Raw genomic sequence first — 24,127 nt, 5'->3', positions numbered from 1 at the left:
CACTCGCCGCGGAAGCCGAACCGCGGCGAGTAATCCTCGATAGCTCAATTGGCAGAGCAGCCGGCTGTTAACCGGCAGGTTCTTGGTTCGAGTCCAAGTCGGGGAGCCACACCTCCTGCTGCAGCGAGTTCACCCTCGACCCGGAGAACGTGCGCAGCAAGCAGCGGGTCCGCAACACTCAGCCGGCTCGCCGCGGATCTTCTTCGAAGGCTGCCTGGGTCAACGGTAACCGCCGCTTCCGTCGTTCTGACGCGCGGGCGCTCGCGGCTGCTCGGGCGGAGGCGCGCTTCGCCGGATCAGGCGAAGCCGAACACGGGCGGCAGCACGAGCACGACGAGCACCGCCCATACGCCGAACGCCGGGAGGTAGGCCGTCTGCCACCGCTCGAGCCGCGCCGCGTCGGTGCGCCCGGCGAGCAGCCGTGCGGAGAGCACCGCCGTGCCGGCGAGGTCGACTACGAGCAGAAGGTTCAGCCCGAGCGCCGCGGTGCGGTTCGCGGTGAACCCGAACTGCGCGACGCGCGCGAGCATCGACGCGAGCACGAGCACGTCGAGTAGGAGCGCCGCCACGACCGCTCCCGCGCGCAGCGCATCCGAGAGCCCGGCACGGCGCATCGGATCGCGAGCCGACAAGCCGTAAAGCACGAGACCGAGCACGACGAGCAGCAGGGTGTCGAACACCGTGAGCAGGTCCCGGTCGAAGTCCCGGCCGATGCCGGCGACGGCGTAGAGCACCACCGCCGCGAGCAGCAGCAGGGCGAACAGGGGCGTGAAGATTGCGGTGAGCACGGGGGCGAGGTTCTCAACGACGCTCTTCTTCGCCTCGACGAGCCATGCGGCGACCACTACTCCGCCTGCCGCGCCGGATGGGATCACCCAGATCGACAGCGCCTCCGGCGCCTCCGGCACGATCGGCGCGAGCACCAGGCCGCCGAGCGCCAGCAGCACCCCGCCGCCGAGCGCGAGCAGGATGAAGTAGATCGCCCACTCCCCCGAGAAGCGGACGAACTCCATGCGCCGCGCGAGCGGACGGGCATCGCCTCCGAGGTACGTGACCCCGACGACGAACCAGATCACGACGGCGAGGCCCGCAGCGGCAAGCGCACCGGTCGCAGAATCGGCACGAAACGGGAACGTCGAAACCGCGACCGCGAGCATCGCGACGACCGCCGCGAGCGCGACGGTCCGCCGCGGCGGCACGGCGCGAATGAGGACGAACCAGACCGCGAGCGGTAGGAGCAGCACCAGCCCGAGATTGCGGTAGTACCAGGGTGCCGGCTCGGTCCCACCCGCGAGCAGCCGCACGGCCTGAATCAACAGTGCGGAGAGCACGGCGAATCCCAGCATGAGCAGCAGCGGCCGTCGACGACCCGCGGCGTCGTCGACGATCGGGGCGAGCTGCTTCCAGATGCGGTCGCCGTGCTCACGCGCGAACTCGGCGGTGATCGCGTGCATTCGGCCGAGACGTCCAACCGCGACGAGGAACGCCTCCTGATCATCGAGTCCAACGGCGCGCAGATCAGTGACCTGCTCGCGCAGGTGGCTCTCCAGCTCGTCCGCGTCGGAAGGCACGATCGCACGGCTGCGCGCGAGGGCGGCGCGCCATCGGGCGATGTCGGCCTCGAGCATCGGGACCGTGTTCATGCGCCTGCGGCGCCCGTCGCCGGAAGGCTCCACAGGCTACCGAGCGTGCGAGTGGCAGTGGCCCACTGCCGCCGCTGATGGACGAGCTCGGAACGGCCGCGGTCCGTGATGCCGTAGTAGCGCCGCCGTCGGCCCTCCGGTGACGCGACCCAGGCCGCGTGCACCTGGTCGAGCCGCTCGAGACGGTGCAGCAGCGGGTAGAGCATGCCGTCGCTCCACTCGATCTCGTCGTCCGAGAGCTCGCGCACCCGCTTCAGAATCGCGTAGCCGTAACTGTCGCCCTCCGCGAGGATCGCGAGCACAAGCGGCGACGCCATCGCCGCCACGAGGTCCTTATCCACGGATGCATCCTCGCGCTGTCATGCATAGCAGCGCAAGGTATGCGTCGAGCTCATGGTCCGCTCGGAGGTCCAATCGATAGCGCCGCCGGGCGCCTCAGCTGCAGTAGGCGGTCTTGATCGTCGACGTGATCTGCTTCGTCTGGGCGCTCGTCAGGGTGGCGATCGAGTGCTTGGAGAAGCGCGACTTCACGTCGGCCTGCACGGTCGCGTCGGCGGTGTTCTTCTGCATCTCGGTGCAGATCGCCTTGACGTCCTTCAGCGAGTCCTTGCCGCCGAAGCCCGCGTCGATCTTGGTGAGCTCTGCCATGACCTTCTGCTCCTGCGCCGCCGTGTGCGTCGTCGAGGATCCTCCGCAGCCGGTCAGCAGCAGGGTGCTGGAGAGCAGCACGACGGGGAGGAGAGCAGGCAGGAGGGCGGACCGGAGGGTGCTGCGGCGGGTGGATCGCATGATCCGAACGGTAAGCGGACCGGGTCTGCGGGCCGGGCAGGCGCGCTGATCGTCGCGTGCGCTTGGTCCGGCTGCCGAGAATCCGCTCAGCCGGCGGCGGCCTGGCGCTGCACCGGGATCGGGTTGGTCCGCAGGCTGTAGTCGGCGGCCAGACCCCGGACGTAGGGGTGGGACGGGGAGTCGAGCACCTGCTGCACCGGCCCCAGGCCGACGAGTACGCCGCGGTGCAGCACCACGACCCGATCGGTGACGCGCGACATGACCGCGGCGTCGTGGCTGACGATGACCGCGGTGAACTCCCGGTCGCTCTGCAACTCCAGCAGCGTGTCGAGCACCGGGCCGCGGACCATCACGTCGACGCTCGCGATCGGCTCATCCGCGACCCACAGCCGCGGGCCCAGGATCAGCGATCGGGCGATCGCCACCCGCTGTCGCTGCCCGCTGGACAGCTCGTGCGGGTATTTCGCCATCACGCCGAGCGGCAGCTGCACGGCGTCGATCAGCTCGGCTACGTGCTGGCCGGCGAGGCGCCGGTCGTAGCGCCGATCACGTTCGAACAGCGGCGCCGAGGCGTTCTCGGCGACGGTCATATCGGGGTTCAGCGTGCGGCGCGCGTTCTGCGGCAGGTAGCCGACCTCCGCGGTCAGGCGGCGTCGGGCGTGCTCCCGCATGCGGCGCACCGGCACGCCGAAGACCGACAGCGACCCACCGCAGATCGACGGTCCCTCGCCCGAGCCGCGAGCGGTACGGCCGGCGATCGCCCGCGCGAAGGTCGACTTGCCGGAGCCGGTCTCGCCGACCACGCCGATCAGCTCGCCGGTGCGCACCCGCAGCGAGATGCCGTGCACCGCGCGGTATCGGCCGCCGCTGCCGGGGTAGTCGACGGAGACGTCGTCGGCGAGGATCGCGTCGTCGTGCAGCGCCATCGTCAGCCCCCTCGCCCGGAGGTCGATCCTACGGTCGGGCAGACCGCGGCGCGAGGGCCAGGCTGCCGGCCCGACCGGCGCTCATACCCCGAGCAGCATTCTGCGGTCGCTCTCCAATTGGACGAGGCGGACATTCAGTGCCCGGCGTCGCTCCGGGTCGGCCACCGATTCGGAACGACGCAGCTGTTGCAGGACCTCGACCTTGAGGCGGAGCACGTCGCGGACGACGAGCGACCGGACCACCGATTGCACGTAGGCGGTCAGTTCCGTGTCGTCCGCCGCCCGCGCGGGCAGGGGGGCGACGGCGAGCTCCTCGACGAGCGGAGCGATCTGCCCCGGCAGTTCGCCGGCCACCCGCTCCAGCCATCCGGGGCCGCCGGTACGGCCGGCCTGCACGGCGACGGCGTCGCGGATCGCGGCCAGGGAGGCGTTGGAGAATCCGCTGTCGGTCGCGCGCGCGATCAGCTCGTCGCCGACCAGGTTGGGGAACTGCAGGATCACCATCAGCGCCTCGGTCTCCAGGCGGGCGGCCGGATCCTGGGGCAGCGATCGCAGAGTCGGCCGCGGCCCCCGGCGGGTCTCGGGCGGCCGGTCGGGAGCGCCGTCGCGCTGCTGGGCGTCGCCGCGGCCGGTCTCCGAACCCGCGGCGAAGCGGTCACCGGCGTCACCGGGACGGTCGTCGCGGACCCGGTCTCGGGCACGGTCGTCGGGCGTACCGGAGTGACGGGCACCATCGCCACGGGCACCGACGCTACGGGCACCATCGCTACGGGCACCATCAGCACCAGCGCTGTCGCGTCGCGCACCGTCGCGTCGGGCGGCGGTGACCGCGAGTTCCACCTCGCGGACGTCGGCGGCGAGCCACTTGGCGAGTTCGCGCGTGTAAGCGGTCTTCATCTGCGGATCCCGGATGTCGGCGATGATCGGGGCACCCGCGCGGAGCGCCGCGACCCGGCCCTCCACCGCGTCGAGGTCGTGCTGCTCGAGCACCCGCCGCAGCATGAACTCGAACATCGGCTTGCGCGACTGGACCATGGCCCGCACGGCGGCGTCGCCGTGCTGCGAGCGCAGGTCGCTCGGGTCCAGGCCGTCCGCGCCGACGGCGATGTACGTCTGGGCGCTGAATCGACGCTCCTCCGCGAACGCGCGGACCGCCGCCTGCTGCCCGGCCGCATCCGGATCGAAGGTGAAGATGACCTCGCCGGGGACGGCGTTGTCGTCGCCGAGCACGCGGCGCAGCACCCGGATGTGCTCCACCCCGAAGGCGGTGCCACAGGTCGCGACCGCCGTGGTGACGCCGGCCAGGTGGCAGGCCATCACGTCGGTGTAGCCCTCGACGACGACGACGCGGTGCCCGCGGGCCACGTCGCGTTTGGCCAGGTCGAGCCCGTAGAGCAGCTGCGCCTTGTGGTAGATCGCCGTCTCGGGCGTGTTCAGGTACTTGGGACCCTGGTCGTCCTCGAGCAGCCGCCGGGCGCCGAAGCCCAGGACGGCGCCGGACAGGTCGCGGACCGGCCAGACGAGACGGCCACGAAAGCGGTCGTACACGCCGCGGTCGCCGGCGGACACGAGTCCTGCGGCCTGCAACTCCGCGTCGTCGAAGCCCTTGCCGCGCAGGTGCCGGGTCAACTCGTCCCAGCTCTTGGGCGCCCAGCCCAGGCCGAACCGGCTGGCCGCCTGCGCGTCGAAGCCGCGACCGGTCAGGAACTCCCGGCCGGGGGCAGCGCCGGCAGAGTCGAGGTTCGCAGCGAAGAACTCGGCGGCGACGCGATTTGCCTCGATCAGCCGGACACGGTTGGCGGTGTCGCGCGCCGGTCCGCCGTCCTCGTAGGTGAGCTGGAAGCCGATGCGCTGCGCGAGCCGTTCGACCGCCTCGGCGAAGGTGACGTGCTCGAACTTCATGAGGAACGCGATGGCGTCGCCGCCCTCGCCGCAGCCGAAGCAGTGGAAGTACCCGCCCTGGGGGCGCACGTGGAAGCTGGGGCTGCGCTCCTCATGAAAGGGGCAGAGGCCCTTCAGCGAGTCGACCCCGGCACGCTTCAGGGTCACCTGCTCGCCGATCACATCGGCGATGTTGATGCGGCTGCGCACCGCCTCGATGTCCTCGTTGCGGATGCGGCCGGCCACACGCGGAGTCTAGTTTTCGGTACCGACCGCGCCGACCCGCGCCGGGTGACGGTCCGCCTGCCGCCGGGCCGCGGCGAGGTACCGCCGCCGCGGCAGGGTGCGCACCCGGCGGGGCACTGCGCGGTAGACCGGAGCGAGGGCCCGGACGGCGCCCAGCAGGATGCGGCCTCGGCCGGCCAGGCCGAGCTGGGCGCCGAGGCCCGCGGGCAGCAGGGGCGCCGTGATGCGGATCAGCACCGGCATCGCGGCACGGACCCACAGCGGCGCGGCGGTGGGCGAGAACAGCTGGCGAACGACCGCCCAGGTCGTGTCGTCGAACCGCAGGGTCGCCGCGTGCTGCGCGAAGTAGGCGTCGAACGCGGCGGTGTCCGCCGGCCACGCCTCCGCGGGCATGCCGAGCGAGGTGCCGAGGCGGATGTCGAGGGCGAGTAGCTCATCCTTCAGCGCGGTGGGCAGCGGGCCCCAGACCAGCTCGGCCATGCGGATGGCGGTGTCGTGGATGGTCGCCGCGACCCACAGCTGCAGGTCTGCGTGCCGCGCATCGTAGGCGGGCGTGTCACCGGGTGCGCTGCGCACGCCGGCGTGCAGGCGGACGATCCGGTCCGCGACCGCGGCCAGGACGCGCGGCTCGTCCGCCTGCAGGAGATAGACGTAGGTGAGCGTGCCGTGCAGGCGCCCGAGCGGGTTCGCGGCGAAGCCGCTGTGCTCCGCGACGCCGTGACCGACGGCGGGGTCTGCCAGTTCGAGCAGCAGGGCACGCAGACCGCCGAGCACGAGGACGCCCTCCTGCAGCAGCTGCTCGGCCGAGGGGATGCGGCGGGCTGACGCCATGGGTCGAGCGTACGGAGGCCGGCTGGGCGAACCCACCGCCTCCGCCCGGCCTTCCGCCTCCGCCCCCCGCCGCCCCTCCGCCCTCCGTCCTCCGTCCTCCGTCCTCAACCCTGAGCACTTCAGCAGGACAACGTCTCGACTGCAGGTTCTGGGTCGACCAGCAGCCTGCTGACGGGACCCTGTCCTGCTGAAGTGCTCACACGCTGAGCGGGCGATCAGCCGAGCAGGGAGTCGGCCGAGGAGGAGGAGGAGGAGGAGGAGGAGGAGGGATTCAGCCGATCAGGCGGGCGTGCCAGGCGAGGGCGGACTGGTCCGTCAGGCTCGCCACCTGGTCGGCGACGACGCGGCGGCGCTGCCCGTCGTCGGCGGCGTCCCGCCAGTCGGCGGCGAAGGGGGTGTCGAAGTGCTGGGGGTGGGCCAGCAACCCCTCCGCCAGCGCGGTAAGCACCTCCCGCTGCTGCACGTACACCGGCTGCCTCGTGTTGTTCGCCATGACGAACGCGGCGACCACGCCCTTCAGGGCCGCGATCTCGGCCGCGATGCCGCGCGGGACGACCACGTCGGCCGCGAACCGCGTCAGGGTCCGGCCCGGGTTGGCACGGCGGGTGGCGACGGTGGCCTCGCCGACGAACCGCCCGATCAGCTGGCTGGTCAGGTTCTTCAGCCGGCCGTGCGCCGGGCGGGAACCGTCCCACTCCGTGATCCAGACCTCGAGCGCGCGCAGCCGGTGCAGCGCCTCGACCAGTTCGTCGTGGTCGAACTCGCCCCCGACCCAATCGTGCATGGCGGCGACCACGTTCTGCTGCGCAGCGTTGGAACGCAGGGCGGCCACGTCGACGGAGCCGGCGACGACCGCGTCCTCGAAGTCGTGCACGGAGTAGGCGATGTCGTCAGCAAGGTCCATCACCTGCGCCTCGACGCACGGCCGGCGCGGCGGGGCGCCCGCGCGCAGCCAGGCGAAGGCCGGTGCGTCGTCGTCGTAATAGCCGAACTTGGCGCGTCCGCTCGGATCCTGCACGGCGTCGGCCGCTCCCCACGGGTACTTGCAACTGGCGTCGAGGCTGGCGCGAGTCAGGTTCAAGCCGTACGGGGCGCCGTCGGCGCCGAAGGCCTTGGGCTCCAGCCGGGTGAGCAGGCGGAGGGACTGAGCGTTGCCTTCGAAGCCGCCCGCGCCGGCCATCCACTCCGCGAGGGCCCGCTCGCCGTTGTGGCCGAACGGCGGATGGCCGAGATCGTGAGCGAGGCAGGCGGTGTCGACGACATCGGGGTTGAGCCCGAGGCTGGCGCCGAGTTCGCGGCCCACCTGCGCGACCTCCAACGAATGGGTGAGCCGGTTGCGGGCGAAGTCGAGCCCGACCGTGGGAGACAGCACCTGCGTCTTCGCCGCCAGCCGCCGCAGGGCGCTGGAATGCACCAGCCGGGCCCGGTCGCGGGCGAAGTCGCTGCGGCGGGAGGAGTGCTGCTCCGGCAGCCACCGCTCGCGGTCGGCCGCCTCGTAGCCGTCAGCCGCCACTGACCGACGACTCCGCTTCGGCCAGGTCGGCCCGGGTGCCGCGATCGGTGGAGCGCGACTCGAGCCACCGCTCCGGCAGCAACGGCGATTTGGGGCTGCCCGCACGCCCGCGCTGCCCCTCCGCATCCGCACCCGGATAGGGCTGGTCGGGGTCCAGCTGGCCGAGCAGGTCGTCCAGCTCGGCGAGCGAGGACACCCGGGCGAGCGCCGCACGCAGCTCGCCGCCCACCGCATACCCCTTGAAGTACCAGGCGACGTGCTTGCGGATGTCGCGGCAGGCCCGGTTCTCGCCACCTGAGCCCTGGCCGGCGGGGGCGGCGTCGTCGTCGAAGAACTCGGCGAGCAGCTGCGCGTGCCGCCGGAACGCCCGAGCGACGAACCCGAGCGTCGCATCCACCGGAGTCGTCGGCGCCCCGCCGAGCGCGGCGGCGAGGTCGCCGAACAGCCAAGGCCGGCCAAGGCAGCCGCGGCCGACGACGACGCCGTCGCAGCCGGTCTGCGCCATCATCCGCGCCGCATCGTCGGCGGACCAGATGTCCCCGTTACCGAGTACGGGCACCTCGGTGACCGTCTGCTTCAAGGCCGTGATCGCTGACCAGTCCGCGGATCCGGAGTAGAAGTCGGCGGCGGTGCGCGCGTGCAGGGCGACGGCGGCGACTCCGGCACCTTCGGCGATCCGGCCGGCCTCCAGATAGGTGAGGTGGTCGGCGTCGATCCCCTTGCGCATCTTCACCGTCAGGGGCAGCGGCCCTGCGGCCGTCACGGCGCGCTCGACGATCTCGCGGAACAGGTCTATCTTCCAGGGCAGCGCCGCTCCCCCGCCCTTGCGGGTGACCTTGGGCACCGGGCAGCCGAAGTTCAGATCGATGTGGTCGGCCCGGTCCTCGTCGCGCAGCAGGCGCACGGCCGCCTCCACCGTCGTGGGGTCGACGCCGTACAGCTGCACCGAGCGGGTCGTCTCGCTCTCGTGGTGGCCGATGAGGCGCATCGACTCCGGCGTGCGCTCCACGAGGGCCCGGCTGGTGATCATCTCGCTCACGTACAGGCCGGCGCCGTACTCGCGACACAGCCGGCGGAACGCGGTGTTGGTGATGCCGGCCATCGGCGCGAGGACCACGGGCGCATCCAGCCGGATGGGCCCGATCGCGAGCCCGGGGGCGGGCGCCAGCGCGGTGGTCATACCTGGATTCTCCCAGAACGGTGCGACACGCCCGAGCACAATGCCTGCGGCGCGCGACGGGTGGGGATCGAGGGTGCGTTCGCGGAGCGCACGAAGGGCGGGCTACCGCGCGATGTCCTCGCCGGGGTGGGTCGACGTCGGGACCACGCAGGTCTCGTCCGTGCAGAGGGGCGCTTCCTGGTCGCCGAGCATCGTGAACGCGAGCGGCCCGGTCATCGCACGACCGCCGTATCCGCCGCGGGCTGCTCCGCTGCGACCTGGCGGAGCGCCTCGGCGAAGGTGTCCGGGTCCTGCGCGCCCGAGATGCCGTAGCGACCGTCGATCACGAAGAAGGGGACGCCCTGGATCCCGTAGGCGGCTGCCTGGGCGATATCGGTCTGCACGTCGTCGAGGTAGGTGTGCTGCACCAGGGCGGCACGCGCGGCATCGGCGTCGAGGCCGACCTCCGCCGCGTAGCCGACCAGGTCGTCGAGCCGGCCGACGTGACCGCCCTCGACGAAGTGCGCCCGCAGCAGGCGTTCCTTCAACTCGAGCTGACGACCGTGCGCCTTGGCGAAGTGCAGCAACTCGTGTGCAGGCAGGGTGCCGGTGGCCTGGGTCGACTCGAAGTGGAAGTCGAGCCCCACCCCGGCGGCGACGGCCGTGACCTGATCGAGCATCTGCCGCACCTGCGCCTCGGGCAGTCCCTTGTGCTCGACCAGCAGATCCACCTCCGAGACCCCGGAGTCGAGCGGCGTGCCCGGCGACAACTCGAAGCTGTGATATTCGATCTCGACGGGAACGCCAGCGCGACGGGCGCCCTCCTCGAACTTGCGCTTGCCGATGTAGCACCAGGGGCAGACCACATCGGACCACACGTCGACCTTGATCGAATCCGTCATAGCAGCGTCAGCCGTCCGGCCACGCCGGGTATTCCACACCGCGGCAGAACGCGGTGCCGAGAACCTTGCGCGGTCTGGTCGCGTACCGTGACCGCGTGAGCCGGGAGCGCGTGCTGCAGGATGCGCGCGAGCGCGGCATCGACGTCGAGCTGGTCGAGCGGCCGGCGGCGGAGTCGCTGGAGGCGGCGGCCGCGCTGCTGGGGCTGGAGCCGCGTCAGATCGTGAAGTCGCTCGTGGTGAAGCGCAGCGACGGCTCGTTCCTCTTCGCGCTGATCCCGGGTGACCGGCAGATCGCCTGGCCCAAGCTGCGGGCGGCGGTCGGCGTGAACAAGCTGCAACTGCCCAGCGCGGAGGCGGCGCTGGCGGCCACCGGATACGAGCGCGGCACGATCACACCGCTCGGCAGCTCGACCGCGTGGCCCGTGTTCGCGGACTCGCGGATCGGTGGCCGGATCGCGATGGGCGTCGGCGAGCACGGCCTCAGCGCCTTCGTCGACGCCGAATCGCTGATCGAGGGGCTCTCCGCGACCGTCGCGGATATCGCCTCCTGACCGATCAGGTGAGGTGGCGCGTGAGATCCGCGGCTGCGCACTCAGTGGGCGGCGAGCAGTCGGATCAAAGGGCCGACCAGGCGATGAGCGACCACGCGCGGCAGGTCGACACCGGTGCGGCAGGACCGCACGAAGAGGGCGGCGCCGGCGCCGATGCGGGTGAGTGCCAGGTGCATCAGCAGCGGGTGCCGCTCGAAGACCCCCAGCAGCAGCGCGCCGGCGCGCTGCTCGCGCTCCAGGCCGCGCCGGATCGCCTGCTCGTACCCGGCGGCCGCCGATCGATCGCCGGCCGCCGCAGCCGCCGCCGCGGTGCCGGCGAGCGCACCGGAGCGCAGGGCGTACGAGATGCCCTCGCGCGACCACGGTTCCAGCAGGCCCGCCGCGTCACCGGCGACGAGCACCCGGCCGCGGCGGACCGGCGAGCCGGCGCGGCGCCATTGCGTCAGGTGGCCGGAGGACCGCTCCACCAGCCGGTCCTGCAGGCCGAGCCCGCGGACGAATCGGTCGAGGTAGGCGCGGGTCGCCTCGCCGCTGCCCTTGCGCTGGATCACGCCGACCGTGAGGCGGTCGGCCTTCGGGAACACCCACCCGTAGGTGCCCGGGTCGCGACCCCAGTCGAGATGCAGGCGGGTCGCCCAGTCGGGATCGTGGGTCGGGCGGGTGAGCTCCAGCTCCAGTCCGAGGTCGGTTCGGGCGATGCGGACACCCACGTGGCGCCCCGTCACGCCGGCCGATCCGTCCGCGCCGACCACGATCGCAGCGGTCAGCGGCGCGCCGCTCGTGCGGACGGTCACGGCGTCGTCGTCCTGCTCGATCCCCCGCACGCGCACGCTATCGCGGAACGTCGCTCCGGCGGCGACGGCCGCATCGACGAGCGCCTGGTCGAACGGCGCCCGGTCGACCATCGTCAGGAACGGGGACGTCGCCCGGATGCGGCGAGGCCGGCCACTCTGCAGCGCGACGGTCACCATGTCGGTGCGGCTGCCGGTCGCCTGGGCGAGCACTCCGGGCGGCACGTGGGCGAGGGAGGTGCCGACGAGCCCGCCGCCGCAGGTCTTGTAGCGCGGGAAGGTCGCCGCATCGATGAGCAGCACGCGGGCGCCGGCCTCGGCCGCGGTGCGGGCAGCGCTCGACCCGGCGGGGCCGGCTCCGACGACGAGCACGTCCCACCGCTGCCCGGTCATCGCGGCTCCGCCGGCAGGGAGAAGGTCGTCGTCACGCCCGGGGAGTACAGCACCGAGTCCGGCTCGCGCAGCGCGAGGCCGGGTAGGCCCGAGTCGGCGAGCAGCTCGTCCCGCAGCTCCAGCAGCTCGGCCCGGAACAGCAGCCAGGGCTCGTGCTGGTTGCGGTAGTACGCGGTTCGGCCGAAGCGGCCGACGTGCATCGCCCACCGTGCGGTGAGAAAGTCCGCGAGCGGATCGTCGCGCAGGGCCTCGTCGCGCGTGCGAATGCGGATCCGGGTACGCGCCCGGGTGCCGGTCAGCCGCTCGGAGGCGTAGGCCAGGTCGCGGTCACGACGGCTGGACCGCATCCGCGCCCACCGGTACGGCAGCCCGAGTCCGGCGTTCGCGGCCAGCACCGGCAGCAGGTGCTGCGCCTCCAGGGTGCGGAACACGACGCCGCGGCGGCCCTGCTCGTCCACGGAGTAGAGGCGCACGTTCGTCTCCAGGAAGGTCCCGAGCCACGGGACGACCGGCAGCGGAGGGAACGCGGTGCGCTCCAGCACGAACGGGATCAGGCCGACCCAGGTCGCGCCGTCCGGCGTCGTATCCGCCCGCGTGCCGGGCGGCAGCAGCGGGCGGACGATCGCCGGATCGACGCGCCAGTGCAGGAAGACCGCATCGCGCCAGTGCTGGCGGATGAACGCCCGACCGGGCAGCGGCGGCGCCACGGCGGTGAGCGCCTCGACCTCGTGCACCATGGACGGTCCTCCACTCAAGCGTCTACCCCGCTTCCGGACAACTGCCCATGCGCGCGCACGGGCAGCTGACCCGAATCCGAGCAGAAGGCGTCAGGCGCCGACGAGTCCGGCCGCGAGGTAGCCGTGCAGGCGGTCGAGGCCCACCCGATCCTGCGCCATGGAGTCGCGCTGCCGAACCGTGACGGCGCGGTCGTCGAGGGAGTCGAAGTCGACCGTGACGCAGTAGGGCGTGCCGATCTCGTCCTGCCGGCGGTAGCGGCGGCCGATCGCGCCGGCGTCGTCGAACTCCACGTTCCAGTCGAGCCGCAGGTCGGCCGCCACCTCTCGCGCCAGCGGCGACAGCCGCTCGTTGCGCGACAGCGGCAGTACCGCGGCCTTCACCGGCGAGAGGCGCGGGTCGAGCCGCAGCACGGTGCGCTTGTCGACGCCGCCCTTGGTGTTGGGCGCCTCGTCCTCGCTGAACGCGTCGACCAGGAACGCCATCAGGGACCGGGTGACGCCGGCCGCCGGCTCGATGACGTACGGCGTCCACCGCTCCCCCGCGCCCTGGTCGAAGTACGACAAGTCGGTGCCGGATGCCTCGCTGTGGGTGCGCAGGTCGAAGTCCGTGCGGTTCGCGATGCCCTCCAGCTCGCCCCACTCGCCGCCGGCGAAGCCGAAGCGGTACTCCACGTCGACGGTGCGCTTGGAGTAGTGGCTCAGCTTCTCCTTCGGGTGGTCGAACAGACGCAGATTGTCGGGGTCGATGCCGAGGTCGACGTACCAGGCGCGGCGGGCTTCGATCCAGTACTCATGCCACTGCTCGTCGGTGCCGGGCTCGACGAAGAACTCCATCTCCATCTGCTCGAACTCGCGCGTGCGGAAGATGAAGTTGCCGGGGGTGATCTCGTTGCGGAAGCTCTTGCCGATCTGACCGATGCCGAACGGCGGCTTCATGCGCGCGGACTGCACGACGTTCGCGAAGTTGACGAATATGCCCTGCGCGGTCTCGGGGCGCAGGTAGTGCATGCCCTGCTCGTCGTCGACGGGGCCGAGGAACGTCTTCATCAGGCCGGAGAAGGCGCGCGGCTCGGTCCAGGAGCCGGGCTGTCCGGTTTCGGGGTCGCGCACGTCGGCCAGCCCGTTGGCCGGCGGGTGGCCGTGCTTGGCCTCGTACGCCTCGATCAGGTGGTCGGCGCGGTAGCGCTTGTGGGTGTGCAGGCTCTCGACGAGCGGATCGCTGAACACCTCGACGTGGCCGGACGCCTCCCACACGCGGCGGGGCAGGATGACGGAGGAGTCGAGGCCCACCACGTCGTCCCGGCTGCGGACCATCGTGCGCCACCACTGGCGCTTGATGTTCTCCTTCAGCTCCGTGCCGAGGGGGCCGTAGTCCCACGCCGAGCGCGAACCGCCGTAGATCTCACCGGCCTGGAAGACGAATCCCCGGCGCTTGGCGAGGGCGATGACGGCGTCGAGCGACGTGGCTACCACGGTTCTCCCGTTCTGCACCGGGCTGGCTGTCCGGCGGCTTGATGCGAGCTTGCAGCCTATCGAGCACCCTCGACGGCCGCCCGCCCCTCCTTCGCGGGCCCTTCGGGTGAGGCACGACAGCAGGACCAGGTTCCGATCGCAGGCTGCTGGTCGACACAGGACCTGCGATACGGACGCTGTCCTGCCGTCGTGCTGTCCTGCTGGTGTGCCGCGGCAGTGCTGTCGGGCTTCGGCAGTGTTGCGTCGTGTGACCGCACCCGTGGTGCCGCCCGCCGAGCCGACCTACCGTGGCTGCACCGCCGGGATCCGGCGACGAAGGAGCAGACGATGACGGATCGCGCGCAGACGCAGCAGTCCCTGAGCTCGCAGCAGGCCTTGACCTCGCAGCAGGCACCGGCGGTATGCGAGCGTGGCGCGATGTGCATCGACGATCGCCCCGGTCACGCCGTGACGCTCATGCGGCTGCGTCTCGCTCACCTGCACCCGGAAGGGTGGGTGGATGCGATCGTCGCCGGCGTCGCAGACGACGGTTCGATCGACCTGCACCGCTGGTCGGATGGTGCGACGATGCGCGCCTGGCACCACACCGACCAGAGCGACCTGCTCGTGCCGGGATCCGTGGTTTCCGTGCACGAGCGCTACGGAGTCCTCGCTGCCGGCGGGCACCGGCTGAACGTCGCCCTCCGCTGAGGACGGCGCCGGGTCAGCCTGCGACGGATGCGGTCATGCTCGTGAGCATGGTCCGGCAGGCCGTCATGCACGCCTCGCACGCCTGAGCGCACATCGCGCAGGTGGCGCTCATCTCCGCGTGCGTCATGCACTCGGTCATGCACGACCGGCACATCGCGATGCAGGCCTGCAGCATCGCGACCATGGCGTCGTACTCCATGCCGGCGGGCCGCATCATCATGCGCATCGTCGTCATGCAGACGTCCGCGCACATCGCGCAGCGCGAGGCGCAGGTGCCCATGTCCGCCATGCCGCCCATCGCGTCGGCGCACATCGTGCAGGCCTGCATGCAGGTGGAACACGCGTCGATCGCTTCCTGCATCGCCATCATGTCCAGCCCGGAGGGCATGGGCATGTCGTTCATGCCGGTCGTCTTCATCATCTCGGTCGTGGTCATCATCACGGCGTCCCCGTTCCGCGCGTGCCGACGAGCCGCCCGGCCGGGCAGTCTGGATCCTTGGGCATCGGCCGCGTTCCAGATCACGGTAGGGAGCGCGGCTTGGGATCGGCTCCGATCCGGCCAGATGACGACCTCCACCCGCCACGCCGTAGCCCGACAGCAGGACCAGGTCCGACCGCAGGCTGCTGGTCGACCACTGACCTGCCGTCGAGACCTTGTCCTGCTGACGTGCTCGCGGTCGGGCGGCGGGGTCAGGCCGCGGCGACCTCGCGCAGGGCGCCAGTTGCGACGTCGAAGACGAAGCCGCGCACGGAGTCCTTGATCGGGATGAACGGGCTCGCCTTGATCCGCGCGATCGACTGCCGGACGTCGTCGTCCAGGTCGTCGAACGCCTCCGCGGCCCACTCCGGCTTGATGCCCGTGTCGGCCTGGATCTGCGCCTTGAACCCGTCGTCCGTGAAGGTGAGCATGCCGCAGTCGGTGTGGTGGATCAGGATGACCTCCTGCGTCCCGAGCAGCCGCTGGCTGATCGTGAGCGAGCGGATCTCGTCGTCGGTGATGACCCCGCCGGCGTTGCGGATCACATGCGCCTCGCCCTCCCGCAGGCCGAGGATGCCGTACACGTTCAACCGAGCGTCCATACACGCCACGACCGCGACGTGCTTGCTGGGCGGCAGGGGCAGTTCGCTGCCGAATGCGGCGGCGTACGCCTTGTTGTTCTCGAGCAGGGTGTCGGTCGCCGTCATGTCGTACCTTCCTTCGCCGGCACGATCTGCACCGTCGCTTCAGTCCACGAGATGGCCGGACCGGCCGCAAGCGCGGTTACCGAATATGACGGGAGTTCGCAGGGTCGGCTTCATGACGTCGATCACCGCCACTGTGCTTACTCACTCGGGCGCGTCCACGGCCGCGCCACCGTGCTTGTTACTTGGGCGCGTCCACGGCACCGCCGAAGCGGCGGTCGCGGTCGGCGTATTGCGCGATCGCGTCCCACAGGTGAGTGCGGCGGTAGTCCGGCCAGAGCGTGTCCTGGAAGACCATCTCGGCGTAGGCGGACTGCCAGAGCAGGAAGTTCGAGGTGCGCTGCTCCCCCGACGACCGGATGAACAGGTCGACGTCGGGCAGGTCGGGCAGGTAGAGGTGGCGGGCGATCGTCTTCTCGGTGATCGCGTTCGGCTTCAGCCGACCGGCCGCGACCTCCTGTGCGACCTGCCGCACGGCGTCCTGGATCTCGACCCTGCCGCCGTAGTTGATGCACATCGTCAGCGTCAGCGTGCGGTTGTGCTGCGTCAGCTCCTCCGCCGCCCGCAGGTCGCCGATGACGGTGCGCCAGAGGCGCGGGGTCCTGCCCGCCCAGCGGATACGGACGCCCCATTCGTTCAGCTGCTCGCGGCGGCGCCGGAGGACGTCGCGGTTGAAGCCGAGGATGAATCGCACCTCGTCGGGCGAGCGGGTCCAGTTCTCGGTCGAGAAGGCGTAGGCGGAGATGTGCTTCACGCCCGCCTGCAGCCCGCCGGCCACGACATCGAGCAGCGCCGCCTCCCCCGCCCGGTGTCCCTCGATCCGCGGCAGACCCTGCGCGTTCGCCCAGCGGCCGTTGCCGTCCATCACGATCGCCACATGCTTCGGCACCCGGCCGAACGGCGGCGGTGCCTCCCCCGTCCAATCGACGGGCCGGATGGGATCCAGCTGCACGCGCGCCATCAGCGGGTCACGGTTGCGACGCCGTCCGTCCTGTCCACGTGCGCCATGGATTTGAGCCCTCGGTCCAGGTGCCACTGCGTGTAGGCGGCGATCACGCCCGAGGCGCGCGACCGCGTGCCGGACGCCGACGCCTCGGCGACCGCCCAGTCGCCGGTGAGCAGCGCGGCGAGCAGCGCGACCGTGTCCGGATCGAGCCGTGGCACGCCGGGCGGCGCCACCTCGTCGGCCACGACGCCGCCGAGCTGCACGACGAACGCGCTGTGCGGCCCCGGAGCGCCAGTGACGGCACAGTCGCCGAAGCTGGGCGCCCACCCCGCCACCGACAGCGCCCGCAGCAGGTAGGAGTCGAGGGTCAGCGAGGCGCCGTGCTCGCCGCGGGACAGCGACCGCAGCGCGCCGACCAGCAGCAGGTACTGCTGGGGCGACGCCTCGTCGGTCAGGCGATCGGCGGTCTCGACGATGGCGTTCGCGGCGGTGAAGCTGGCGTAGTCGGCCACGATCGGCGCCCCGTACGTGCCGATCGACTCCGCCTGCTGGATGACGTCCAGGCTGCGGCCCTCGTAGCACTGCAGGTCGACCACCATGAACGGCTCCAGCCGCGAGCCGAACCGGCTGGTGGTGCGCCGAACGCCCTTGGCGACCGCGCGGATCTTGCCGTGCCGCTTGCCCAGCATCGTGACGATGCGGTCGGCCTCACCCAGTTGATGCGTGCGCAGCACCACGGCTTCGTCGCGGTAGGTGGGCACGCCCCCATTCTCTACTGGGCGGAGTCCCCCGGCGGAATGTCGGGCCGGCCGACGATGTCTCCGCCGGTGCCGTCAGCGACGCCGGGCTGTTCCGAAGATGCCCCGGATCACGCCGGAGAGCATCGTCTGCGTCGTGCGGGAGGTGAGCACCTCCTCGATCACCGACCGCTGCGGCGTCGTGCGGCGGCCGGACGATCGCGGAGCGGATCGACGCTGCTCGGCATCGCGCTGCCGGTCCTCCGCCGCCTGCTGTCGCTGCTCGGCCGCGCGCTGCTTCTGCTCCGCGGCGTCCTGCTTGCGCTCCGCCGCGTCATCCGCCGCCTGCTGTGCCGCCGCGTGCGCGGCGTTCATCTTGGCGGTCAGGATCTCGGCCGCCGACTCGCGGTCGAGCGGGGTGCCGTAGGTGGCCATCAGGGGCGACGCGGCGACCATCGCCTCGATCGTCGCCGGCTCCGTCGGCCCCATCGACCCCTGCGGTGCACGCAGCCGAGTCCAGGCGACGGGCGTCGGGGCGCCCTGCTCGCTCATGACGGTCACGACCGCCTCGCCGATGCCGAGCCCGGTCAGCACCTCGCCCAGGTCGTACGCCGACTTCGGGTAGGTGGACACGGTCGCCCGCAGCGCCTTGGCATCCTCCGGCGTGAACGCCCGCAGGGCGTGCTGCACCCGCGAGCCGAGCTGGCCCAGCACCTCGCCGGGCACGTCCTTGGGCGTCTGGGTGACGAAGAAGATCCCGACACCCTTGGAGCGGATGAGCCGCACCGTGCGCGTGATCTGCGATAGGAACTCCTTGCTGGCATCGGCGAACAGCAGGTGCGCCTCGTCGAAGAAGAACACGAGCTTCGGCTCGTCCGCGTCGCCGATCTCGGGCAGGTCGTTGAACAGGTCGGCGAGCAGCCACATCAGGAACGTCGAGTACAGCTGGGGCCGGTCGGCGACGCCGGGCACCTCCAGCAGGCTGATGATGCCGCGCCCGTCCTCGGCCGTGCGCAGGAACTCGCGGGTGTCGATCTCGGGCTCGCCGAAGAAGTCCTCGCCCCCGCCGTCGGCGAACGAGATCAGCTCGCGCAGGATGACGCCCACGGTCGCGCTCGAGATGCCGCCGAGTCCGGCCAGGTCGGCCTTGCCGTCGGCGCTCGCCAGGTACTGCAGCACCTGGCGGATGTCGGCCAGGTCGAGCAGCGCCAGGCCGTGCTCCTCCGCGTAGTGGAAGACCAGGCCGAGGCTCGACTCCTGAGTCTCGTTCAGGCCGAGCGCACGGCTGAGCAGCAGGGGGCCGAAGCCCGCCACCGTCGCGCGCACCGGGATTCCTCGGCCGGATCCGCCCAGGGAGTAGAACTCGGTCGGGAACGTGGTCGCCGTCCACGGCTGGCCGATCGCCTGAGTGCGGGCGAGCAGCCGAGGGTTCGGGGATCCGGGCGTGGCGACGCCGGACAGGTCGCCCTTCATGTCCGCGGCGAAGACGGGCACCCCCGCGGCGGACAGTTGCTCCGCGAGTGCCTGCAGCGTGCGGGTCTTGCCGGTGCCGGTCGCTCCGGCGATCAGGCCGTGCCGGTTCAGCATCGACAGCGGCACGCGGACCGGCGCATCGATGACGGGCTCGCCGTTCAGCAGGGCGCCGAGCTCGAGCGCCGTGCCCGAGAACGCGTAGCCGGAGCGCACGCGGTCGACGTCCGCGGCCGAGAGCGGACCCGCCGTGACCGGAGTCGCCGCCGGTGCGGTCGGCGCCGGCGAAGCGGCCGAGGCGGCGGCCGCTTTGACTGCTGCCGCGGCCGCTGCCGCAGCCTCCTGAGCGGCGCGCATCGCCTGGTCCGCGACCGCCTGCAGCCGGGCGACCTCGTCGGCGGCGGATCCGGTGGGAGTGGGAGGGGTGGTCGGGGAGCTCATGCCCCTCACTCTGCCCGGCGCGGGCCTCCGACGCACCCGCGTCCGTGTCCTTCGCAGGGTGCGTGCGCGTCGACGAACGTCAGGCGGCGGCAGCAGCGGCGACGGGGTAGGCCCGCGCCTCCTCCAGCGTCGAGAAGCGGTGGATGCTGGAGATGGAGCCGTCGCGCAGTCCGAACGTGGAGAACACCGTCACCGGAGCGGACCCCGTCGTGTCGCTGGTCCACTGGGCGTCCTGCGCCACGACGATGCCGCCGGGAACGTCGTAGCAGTCGCGCGGCATCAGCCGGACGCCCGCCGATTCGACCCACGACCTCATCACGTCACGACCGGCCGCGTCACCGCGGGGACCGCCGACGACGACGTCCTCGGTGCAGGCGGCAGCGGCGGTCGCCGCGTCGCCGTTATTGACCGCGACGTGCCAGATGACGATGACGGAGTCGAGGGTCGAGGTGGTGAGCGTCATGGACACAGGGTGCACCAGCAAGGCTGGACACGCCAGCATGCGCGCCGAATGTTTGCAATGCCGATCATGAACTATGGGGTAACGAACAGGTCACGATCTTGGGCGGGCGTTCGCGCGAAACGGTCACACCAGGGCGAGCTGCGAGGCGGTCGCCCGGACCGCCCGATTGACCGACGAGACGATCGCCCGCAGCGACGCGGTGGCGATGTCCGCGTCGATGCCGACGCCCCACAGCCGAACCCCGTTGACCTCCAGGTCCACGTAGGCGGCGGCCCGCGCGTCACCGCCGGCGCTCATCGCGTGCTCCACGTAGTCGTAGAGCGAGACCCGAAAGCCCTGCTCGGCCATCACGTGCAGGAACGCGTCGATCGGCCCGTTGCCGTGCGCCTCGACCTCCAGCTCGTCGTCGTCCACGCGCAGCCGCGCCTGCAGGTGCACGTCGCTGTGCAGGTCGCTACTGGTCCGGGTGCGCAGCAGCTCGAAGCGCCCCCATTTGGCCTCCGGCTGCTCCTCCGGTGCCGGCAGGTACTCGTCGGCGAAGATCGCCCAGATCTCGTCGCTGGTCACCTCGCCGCCGTCCGCGTCGGTGCGGGCCTGCACGACGGCCGAGAACTCGATCTGCAGCTTGCGGGGCAGGTCCAGGGCGTGGTCGGTCTTCAGCAGGTACGCCACGCCACCCTTGCCGGACTGCGAGTTGACCCGGATGACCGCCTCGTAGCTGCGCCCCAGGTCCTTGGGGTCGACCGGCAGGTAGGGCACGGCCCACTCCAGCTCGGCGACGGGCGTGCCGGCCACCTGCGCCGTGTGCTCCATCGCCTCCAGCCCCTTCTTGATGGCGTCCTGGTGGCTGCCGCTGAACGCCGTGTAGACCAGATCGCCCGCCCAGGGGCTGCGCTCGTGCACTCGCAGCTGGTTGCAGTGCTCGGCGGTCGCCCGCACGCGGTCCAGGTCGCTGAAGTCGATCTGCGGGTCGATGCCCTGGGTGAACAGGTTGATGCCGAGCGCGACCAGGTCGACGTTGCCGGTGCGCTCGCCGTTGCCGAACAGGCAGCCCTCGATGCGGTCGGCGCCCGCCAGGTACCCGAGCTCCGCCGCAGCGATCGCGGTCCCGCGGTCGTTGTGCGGATGCAGGGAGAGGATCACGTGCTCGCGGTGCGCCAGGTGCCGGTTCATCCACTCGATGGAGTCGGCGTACACGTTGGGCGTGGCCATCTCGACGGTGGCCGGCAGGTTGATGATCACCTGACGGTCGGCAGTCGGCTGGAAGACCTGCAGCACCTGGTTGCAGATGTCCGCGGCGAACTCCAGCTCGGTGCCCGTGTACGACTCCGGCGAGTACTCGTAATAGATGGTCGTGCCGGGCACGGTCGCCTCGAACCGCTTGCAGAGGCGCGCACCCTCCAATGCGATGTCGACGATGCCCTGGCGGTCGGTGCGGAAGACGACGTCGCGCTGCAGGATGCTCGTGGAGTTGTAGAGGTGCACGATCGCCTGCTTGGCACCCCGGATGGACTCGTAGGTGCGCTCGATCAGGTGCTCCCGCGCCTGGGTGAGCACCTGGATGGTCACGTCGTCGGGGATCGCCTGCTCGTCGATCAGGCTGCGGACGAAGTCGAAGTCGGTCTGGCTGGCGGACGGGAAGCCGACCTCGATCTCCTTGTAGCCCATGCGCACCAGCAGGTCGAACATGATTCGCTTGCGCTCGGGACTCATCGGGTCGATGAGGGCCTGGTTGCCGTCACGCAGGTCGACGGCGCACCAGCGCGGCGCCCGCTCGATGCGCTTGGCCGGCCAGGTGCGGTCGGGCAGGTCGACCTGGAACTGGTCGGCGTAGGAGCGATACCGGTGGAACGGCATCGGGGACGGCTGCTGCCGGTTTCGCATGGGTGCTTCTCTCTCGTCGCGGTGTGCGGCCACGCGGAACGCCGCGACGAGGTGGGCCTGAAGTGCTAGGCCTCGTCGCGGCAGGGAAGGAGGAGCGCCGTGAACACGGGTCGAGGGTAGCAGAGGGGACCGGGTAGCAGAGGGGACCGGGCCGCCGCTCCCCTGCTCGCGCGAGGTTGCTCCGCCGCTCACGCGGTACCTGCGGCCTCTACGCGGTGCGCACACCTACCGCGTCAAGGCGCACGTACCGCGCGAAGGAGCCCGGGAGGCGTCAGAAGCCCAGGCGGCCGAGGGCCTTCGGGTCGCGCTGCCACTCCTTGGCGACCTTCACGTGCAGGGCGAGGAAGACGCGACCGCCCACGAGCGGTTCGATCTCGGCCCGGGCCCGCGTGCCGACGTCGCGCAACCGGGAACCGCCTCGACCGATCATGATGATGCGCTGGCTGTCGCGCTCCACGAACACGTTCGCGTGGATGCGGGTGAGGCCCTCGTCGTCCTCGATCTCGTCGATCGTGACGGCCAGCGAGTGGGGCAGCTCCTCGCGTGCGCCCTCGAGCGCAGCCTCCCGGATCAGCTCGGCGATCCGCTGCTCCAGCGACTCGTCGGTCACCGCGTCGACCGGATAGAGCGGCGGCGAGACGGGCATCAGCGCCAGGGCCTCGTCGGCCAGCACGTCCAGCTGGATGGCATCGATCGCGCTGACCGGCACGATCGTGGCCCACTCCCGCAGGCGCGAGACCGCCAGCAGCTGCTCGCCCACCCGATCGCGCGGCACGGCGTCGAGTTTGGTGACGATCGCGATCTTGGCCGCCCGCGGGTAGTCGTCCAGCCGCTGGTTGATGAAGCGGTCACCCGGGCCGATCGGTTCGCCCGCCGGGACGCAGAACCCGACGACGTCCACGTCGGCCAGGGTCGCCGCGACCACGTCGTTCAGCCGTTCGCCGAGCAGGGTGCGGGGCCGGTGCAATCCGGGGGTGTCGACCACCACCAGTTGGCCGCCTGCGCGGTTGACGATGCCCCGGATGGCCCGCCGGGTCGTCTGCGGCTTGGCGGAGGTGATGGCGATCTTCTCGCCGACCAGCGCGTTCATCAGCGTGGATTTGCCCACGTTGGGCCGCCCGACGAAGGTGATGAAGCCCGCCCGAGGCTCGGTCGCAGCCGCCGCCGCGACGTCGCTCACGCCCCCACCGAACGCACGGCCGCGTCGTCGTACTCCTCGCGCGGCACCTCCGGATCCAGTTGCACCAGGACGCTGGTCAGTCCGCGCCGCCGGCCCTCCGTGCGATCGGCGGTCAGGATCAGCCCCGCCGTGCGCACGACAGAGCCGGGCTGGGGCAGCCGTCCCGCCGCTTTGGTCAGCAGGCCGCCGACGGTGTCCACGTCCTCGTCGTCGATCTGCAGGTCGAACAGGTCGCCCAATTCGTCGAGGGACAGGCGCGCCCGCACCCGGTAGACCCCGTCGTCCAGCGACTCGATCTCGTGCTGGTCCCGGTCGTACTCGTCCGAGATGTCGCCGACCAGCTCCTCGATCAGGTCCTCCAGCGTGACCAGGCCGGCGATGCCGCCGTACTCGTCGACGACCATCGCCAGGTGATTCGACTCCTGCTGCATCTGCCGCAGGGTCGCGTCGGCCTTCTTGGAATCGGGGATGAACAGCGGCGCCCGCACGAGTCCCGCGATGCCGGAACCCTTGGCCTTCCGCTGCTCGTTCAGCGCCCGCGCCACGTCGCGCAGGTGCAGGACGCCCAAGATCTCGTCGGCGTCCTTCTCGGTCACCGGCACGCGGGAGAGCCCGGAGGAGAAGAACAGCCGCATCGCCGTGTCGGCCGTCGCGGTGGCCTCGATCGTCGTCATGTCGGTGCGCGGCACCATCACTTCGCGCACCACCGTGTCGCCCCACTCGAAGATCGAGTGGATCAGGTCGCGGTCGCCGTGCTCGAGCACGTCCAGCTCCGTGGCCTCGTCGACCATGCTGAGCAGCTGCTCCTCCGAGGTGAAGGTGGCCCGGCGGGGCCGCCCGGGCGTCACGACGTTGCCGAGCCACACCAGCAGGTTCGCGATCGGCCCGAGCAGCAGGCGCGTCCCGCGCACGATGTGGGCGGAGGCGCGCAGCACGCCGCGGGCGTGTACCCGGCCGACGCTGCGCGGGCTGGCACCCACGAGCACGAACGACACCCCGGTCATCACGACCGCGGCGGTCAGCAGCACGAGCCACGGCGACCGGATGAGCGACGCGGCGGCCAGCGTGACCAGGACCGCGGCCGTCGTCTCGGCCAGGATGCGCAGGAAGTTGATGGCGTTCGCATGCGCGCCCGCGTCCGCAGCGATCGCGAGCATGGGCCGCCGTGCGCGCGACCCGACCGCGAGCTCCTGGATCTGGGCGCGGGACAGCGTGCCGAGGGCGGAGTCGGCGGCGGCCAGCAGTCCGCCGAACGCGACCAGCAGCAGCGCGAGCACCAAGAACAGAGCGACCATGGGT

The 24,127-nt window shown here is 71.4% G+C and carries 23 protein-coding genes and 1 tRNA gene; 3 read left to right on the top strand and 21 right to left on the bottom strand.

Annotated elements, in window-relative coordinates:
* Nucleotides 1-33: 33 nt before the first annotated feature.
* Nucleotides 34-109: transfer RNA gene (locus tag ACFE7H_RS07990), tRNA-Asn, on the top strand.
* A 187-nt stretch (nucleotides 110-296) separates the two neighbouring features.
* On the opposite strand, the gene ACFE7H_RS07985 is transcribed toward ACFE7H_RS07990, so the two are convergent.
* The 9 genes from ACFE7H_RS07985 to ACFE7H_RS07945 form a co-directional block, all read right to left on the bottom strand.
* Nucleotides 297-1,643 carry a permease prefix domain 1-containing protein gene (locus ACFE7H_RS07985; protein WP_375400697.1) on the bottom strand — a complete coding sequence of 449 codons (1,347 nt, stop codon included), beginning with the start codon at nucleotides 1,641-1,643 and terminating at the stop codon, nucleotides 297-299.
* The gene (locus ACFE7H_RS07980; RefSeq protein ID WP_375400696.1) at nucleotides 1,640-1,984 is read right to left on the bottom strand and encodes a PadR family transcriptional regulator; all 345 of its coding nucleotides are present in this window, start codon (nucleotides 1,982-1,984) and stop codon (nucleotides 1,640-1,642) included. Before ACFE7H_RS07980 ends, ACFE7H_RS07985 begins: the two co-directional genes overlap by 4 nt.
* A 94-nt stretch (nucleotides 1,985-2,078) precedes the next feature.
* Nucleotides 2,079-2,432 (bottom strand): hypothetical protein, encoded by a 354-nt coding sequence (locus ACFE7H_RS07975; protein ID WP_375400695.1) that lies wholly within the window; start codon nucleotides 2,430-2,432, stop codon nucleotides 2,079-2,081.
* 86 nt (nucleotides 2,433-2,518) lie between these two features.
* On the bottom strand, nucleotides 2,519-3,358 hold the full coding sequence (locus ACFE7H_RS07970; protein ID WP_375400694.1) for an ATP-binding cassette domain-containing protein: 840 nt from the start codon (nucleotides 3,356-3,358) through the stop codon (nucleotides 2,519-2,521).
* An 81-nt stretch (nucleotides 3,359-3,439) separates the two neighbouring features.
* Nucleotides 3,440-5,485 carry a DNA primase gene (dnaG, locus tag ACFE7H_RS07965; protein ID WP_375400693.1) on the bottom strand — a complete coding sequence of 682 codons (2,046 nt, stop codon included), beginning with the start codon at nucleotides 5,483-5,485 and terminating at the stop codon, nucleotides 3,440-3,442.
* A gap of 9 nt (nucleotides 5,486-5,494) precedes the next feature.
* Entirely contained in the window at nucleotides 5,495-6,316 is an 822-nt protein-coding gene (locus tag ACFE7H_RS07960; protein WP_375400692.1) for an oxygenase MpaB family protein, read from the bottom strand.
* A 271-nt stretch (nucleotides 6,317-6,587) separates the two neighbouring features.
* A complete protein-coding gene (locus tag ACFE7H_RS07955; protein ID WP_375400691.1) occupies nucleotides 6,588-7,829 on the bottom strand; it encodes a deoxyguanosinetriphosphate triphosphohydrolase in 1,242 nt (413 codons plus the stop codon).
* Entirely contained in the window at nucleotides 7,819-9,009 is a 1,191-nt protein-coding gene (gene dusB, locus ACFE7H_RS07950; RefSeq protein ID WP_375400690.1) for a tRNA dihydrouridine synthase DusB, read from the bottom strand. The genes ACFE7H_RS07955 and dusB overlap by 11 nt, the downstream gene beginning before the upstream one ends.
* Nucleotides 9,010-9,221: 212 nt before the next feature.
* Nucleotides 9,222-9,890 (bottom strand): DsbA family protein, encoded by a 669-nt coding sequence (locus tag ACFE7H_RS07945; protein ID WP_375400689.1) that lies wholly within the window; start codon nucleotides 9,888-9,890, stop codon nucleotides 9,222-9,224.
* Between the two features lie 95 nt (nucleotides 9,891-9,985).
* On the opposite strand from ACFE7H_RS07945, the gene ACFE7H_RS07940 reads away from it, so the two are divergent.
* A complete protein-coding gene (locus tag ACFE7H_RS07940; RefSeq protein WP_375400688.1) occupies nucleotides 9,986-10,441 on the top strand; it encodes an aminoacyl-tRNA deacylase in 456 nt (151 codons plus the stop codon).
* A 41-nt stretch (nucleotides 10,442-10,482) separates the two neighbouring features.
* Here the strand turns inward: ACFE7H_RS07940 and ACFE7H_RS07935 are convergent, their stop codons facing one another.
* The 3 genes from ACFE7H_RS07935 to ACFE7H_RS07925 form a co-directional block, all read right to left on the bottom strand.
* Entirely contained in the window at nucleotides 10,483-11,625 is a 1,143-nt protein-coding gene (locus ACFE7H_RS07935; protein WP_375400687.1) for a geranylgeranyl reductase family protein, read from the bottom strand.
* Complete coding sequence (locus ACFE7H_RS07930) at nucleotides 11,622-12,362, bottom strand: YqjF family protein (protein ID WP_375400686.1); 741 nt, start codon at nucleotides 12,360-12,362, stop codon at nucleotides 11,622-11,624. Before ACFE7H_RS07930 ends, ACFE7H_RS07935 begins: the two co-directional genes overlap by 4 nt.
* Nucleotides 12,363-12,452: 90 nt before the next feature.
* On the bottom strand, nucleotides 12,453-13,835 hold the full coding sequence (locus ACFE7H_RS07925; RefSeq protein WP_375400685.1) for a glycine--tRNA ligase: 1,383 nt from the start codon (nucleotides 13,833-13,835) through the stop codon (nucleotides 12,453-12,455).
* Nucleotides 13,836-14,162: 327 nt separating this feature from the next.
* Between ACFE7H_RS07925 and ACFE7H_RS07920 the strand changes: the two genes are divergently transcribed.
* On the top strand, nucleotides 14,163-14,525 hold the full coding sequence (locus ACFE7H_RS07920; RefSeq protein ID WP_375400684.1) for a hypothetical protein: 363 nt from the start codon (nucleotides 14,163-14,165) through the stop codon (nucleotides 14,523-14,525).
* A 13-nt stretch (nucleotides 14,526-14,538) separates the two neighbouring features.
* Here ACFE7H_RS07920 and ACFE7H_RS07915 read toward each other — a convergent pair whose 3' ends face one another.
* From ACFE7H_RS07915 to ACFE7H_RS07875, 9 genes are all read right to left on the bottom strand, one after another.
* A complete protein-coding gene (locus ACFE7H_RS07915) occupies nucleotides 14,539-14,964 on the bottom strand; it encodes a four-helix bundle copper-binding protein (RefSeq protein ID WP_375400683.1) in 426 nt (141 codons plus the stop codon).
* Nucleotides 14,965-15,215: 251 nt separating this feature from the next.
* A complete protein-coding gene (locus tag ACFE7H_RS07910) occupies nucleotides 15,216-15,710 on the bottom strand; it encodes a beta-class carbonic anhydrase (RefSeq protein WP_375400682.1) in 495 nt (164 codons plus the stop codon).
* Nucleotides 15,711-15,888: 178 nt separating this feature from the next.
* Nucleotides 15,889-16,668: an isoprenyl transferase gene (locus ACFE7H_RS07905; protein ID WP_375400681.1), complete on the bottom strand. Its 780-nt coding sequence runs from the start codon at nucleotides 16,666-16,668 to the stop codon at nucleotides 15,889-15,891.
* Complete coding sequence (gene recO, locus ACFE7H_RS07900; protein ID WP_375400680.1) at nucleotides 16,668-17,414, bottom strand: DNA repair protein RecO; 747 nt, start codon at nucleotides 17,412-17,414, stop codon at nucleotides 16,668-16,670. The genes ACFE7H_RS07905 and recO overlap by 1 nt, the downstream gene beginning before the upstream one ends.
* A 72-nt stretch (nucleotides 17,415-17,486) precedes the next feature.
* A complete protein-coding gene (locus tag ACFE7H_RS07895; RefSeq protein WP_375400679.1) occupies nucleotides 17,487-19,301 on the bottom strand; it encodes a helicase HerA-like domain-containing protein in 1,815 nt (604 codons plus the stop codon).
* A 79-nt stretch (nucleotides 19,302-19,380) separates the two neighbouring features.
* Nucleotides 19,381-19,764, bottom strand: coding sequence for a nuclear transport factor 2 family protein (locus tag ACFE7H_RS07890; protein ID WP_375400678.1), 384 nt, complete (start codon nucleotides 19,762-19,764; stop codon nucleotides 19,381-19,383).
* A gap of 123 nt (nucleotides 19,765-19,887) precedes the next feature.
* Nucleotides 19,888-21,648, bottom strand: coding sequence for a 2-isopropylmalate synthase (leuA, locus tag ACFE7H_RS07885; protein WP_375400677.1), 1,761 nt, complete (start codon nucleotides 21,646-21,648; stop codon nucleotides 19,888-19,890).
* A gap of 271 nt (nucleotides 21,649-21,919) precedes the next feature.
* Nucleotides 21,920-22,828: a GTPase Era gene (gene era, locus ACFE7H_RS07880; RefSeq protein WP_375400676.1), complete on the bottom strand. Its 909-nt coding sequence runs from the start codon at nucleotides 22,826-22,828 to the stop codon at nucleotides 21,920-21,922.
* Nucleotides 22,825-24,123 carry a hemolysin family protein gene (locus ACFE7H_RS07875; protein WP_375400675.1) on the bottom strand — a complete coding sequence of 433 codons (1,299 nt, stop codon included), beginning with the start codon at nucleotides 24,121-24,123 and terminating at the stop codon, nucleotides 22,825-22,827. Before ACFE7H_RS07875 ends, era begins: the two co-directional genes overlap by 4 nt.
* Nucleotides 24,124-24,127 lie beyond the last annotated feature (4 nt).

It is taken from the genome of uncultured Amnibacterium sp., assembly GCF_964250715.1.
In the GTDB taxonomy this organism is placed as follows: Bacteria; Actinomycetota; Actinomycetes; order Actinomycetales; family Microbacteriaceae; genus Amnibacterium.
This window is presented reverse-complemented; position numbering and strand designations above follow the sequence as displayed.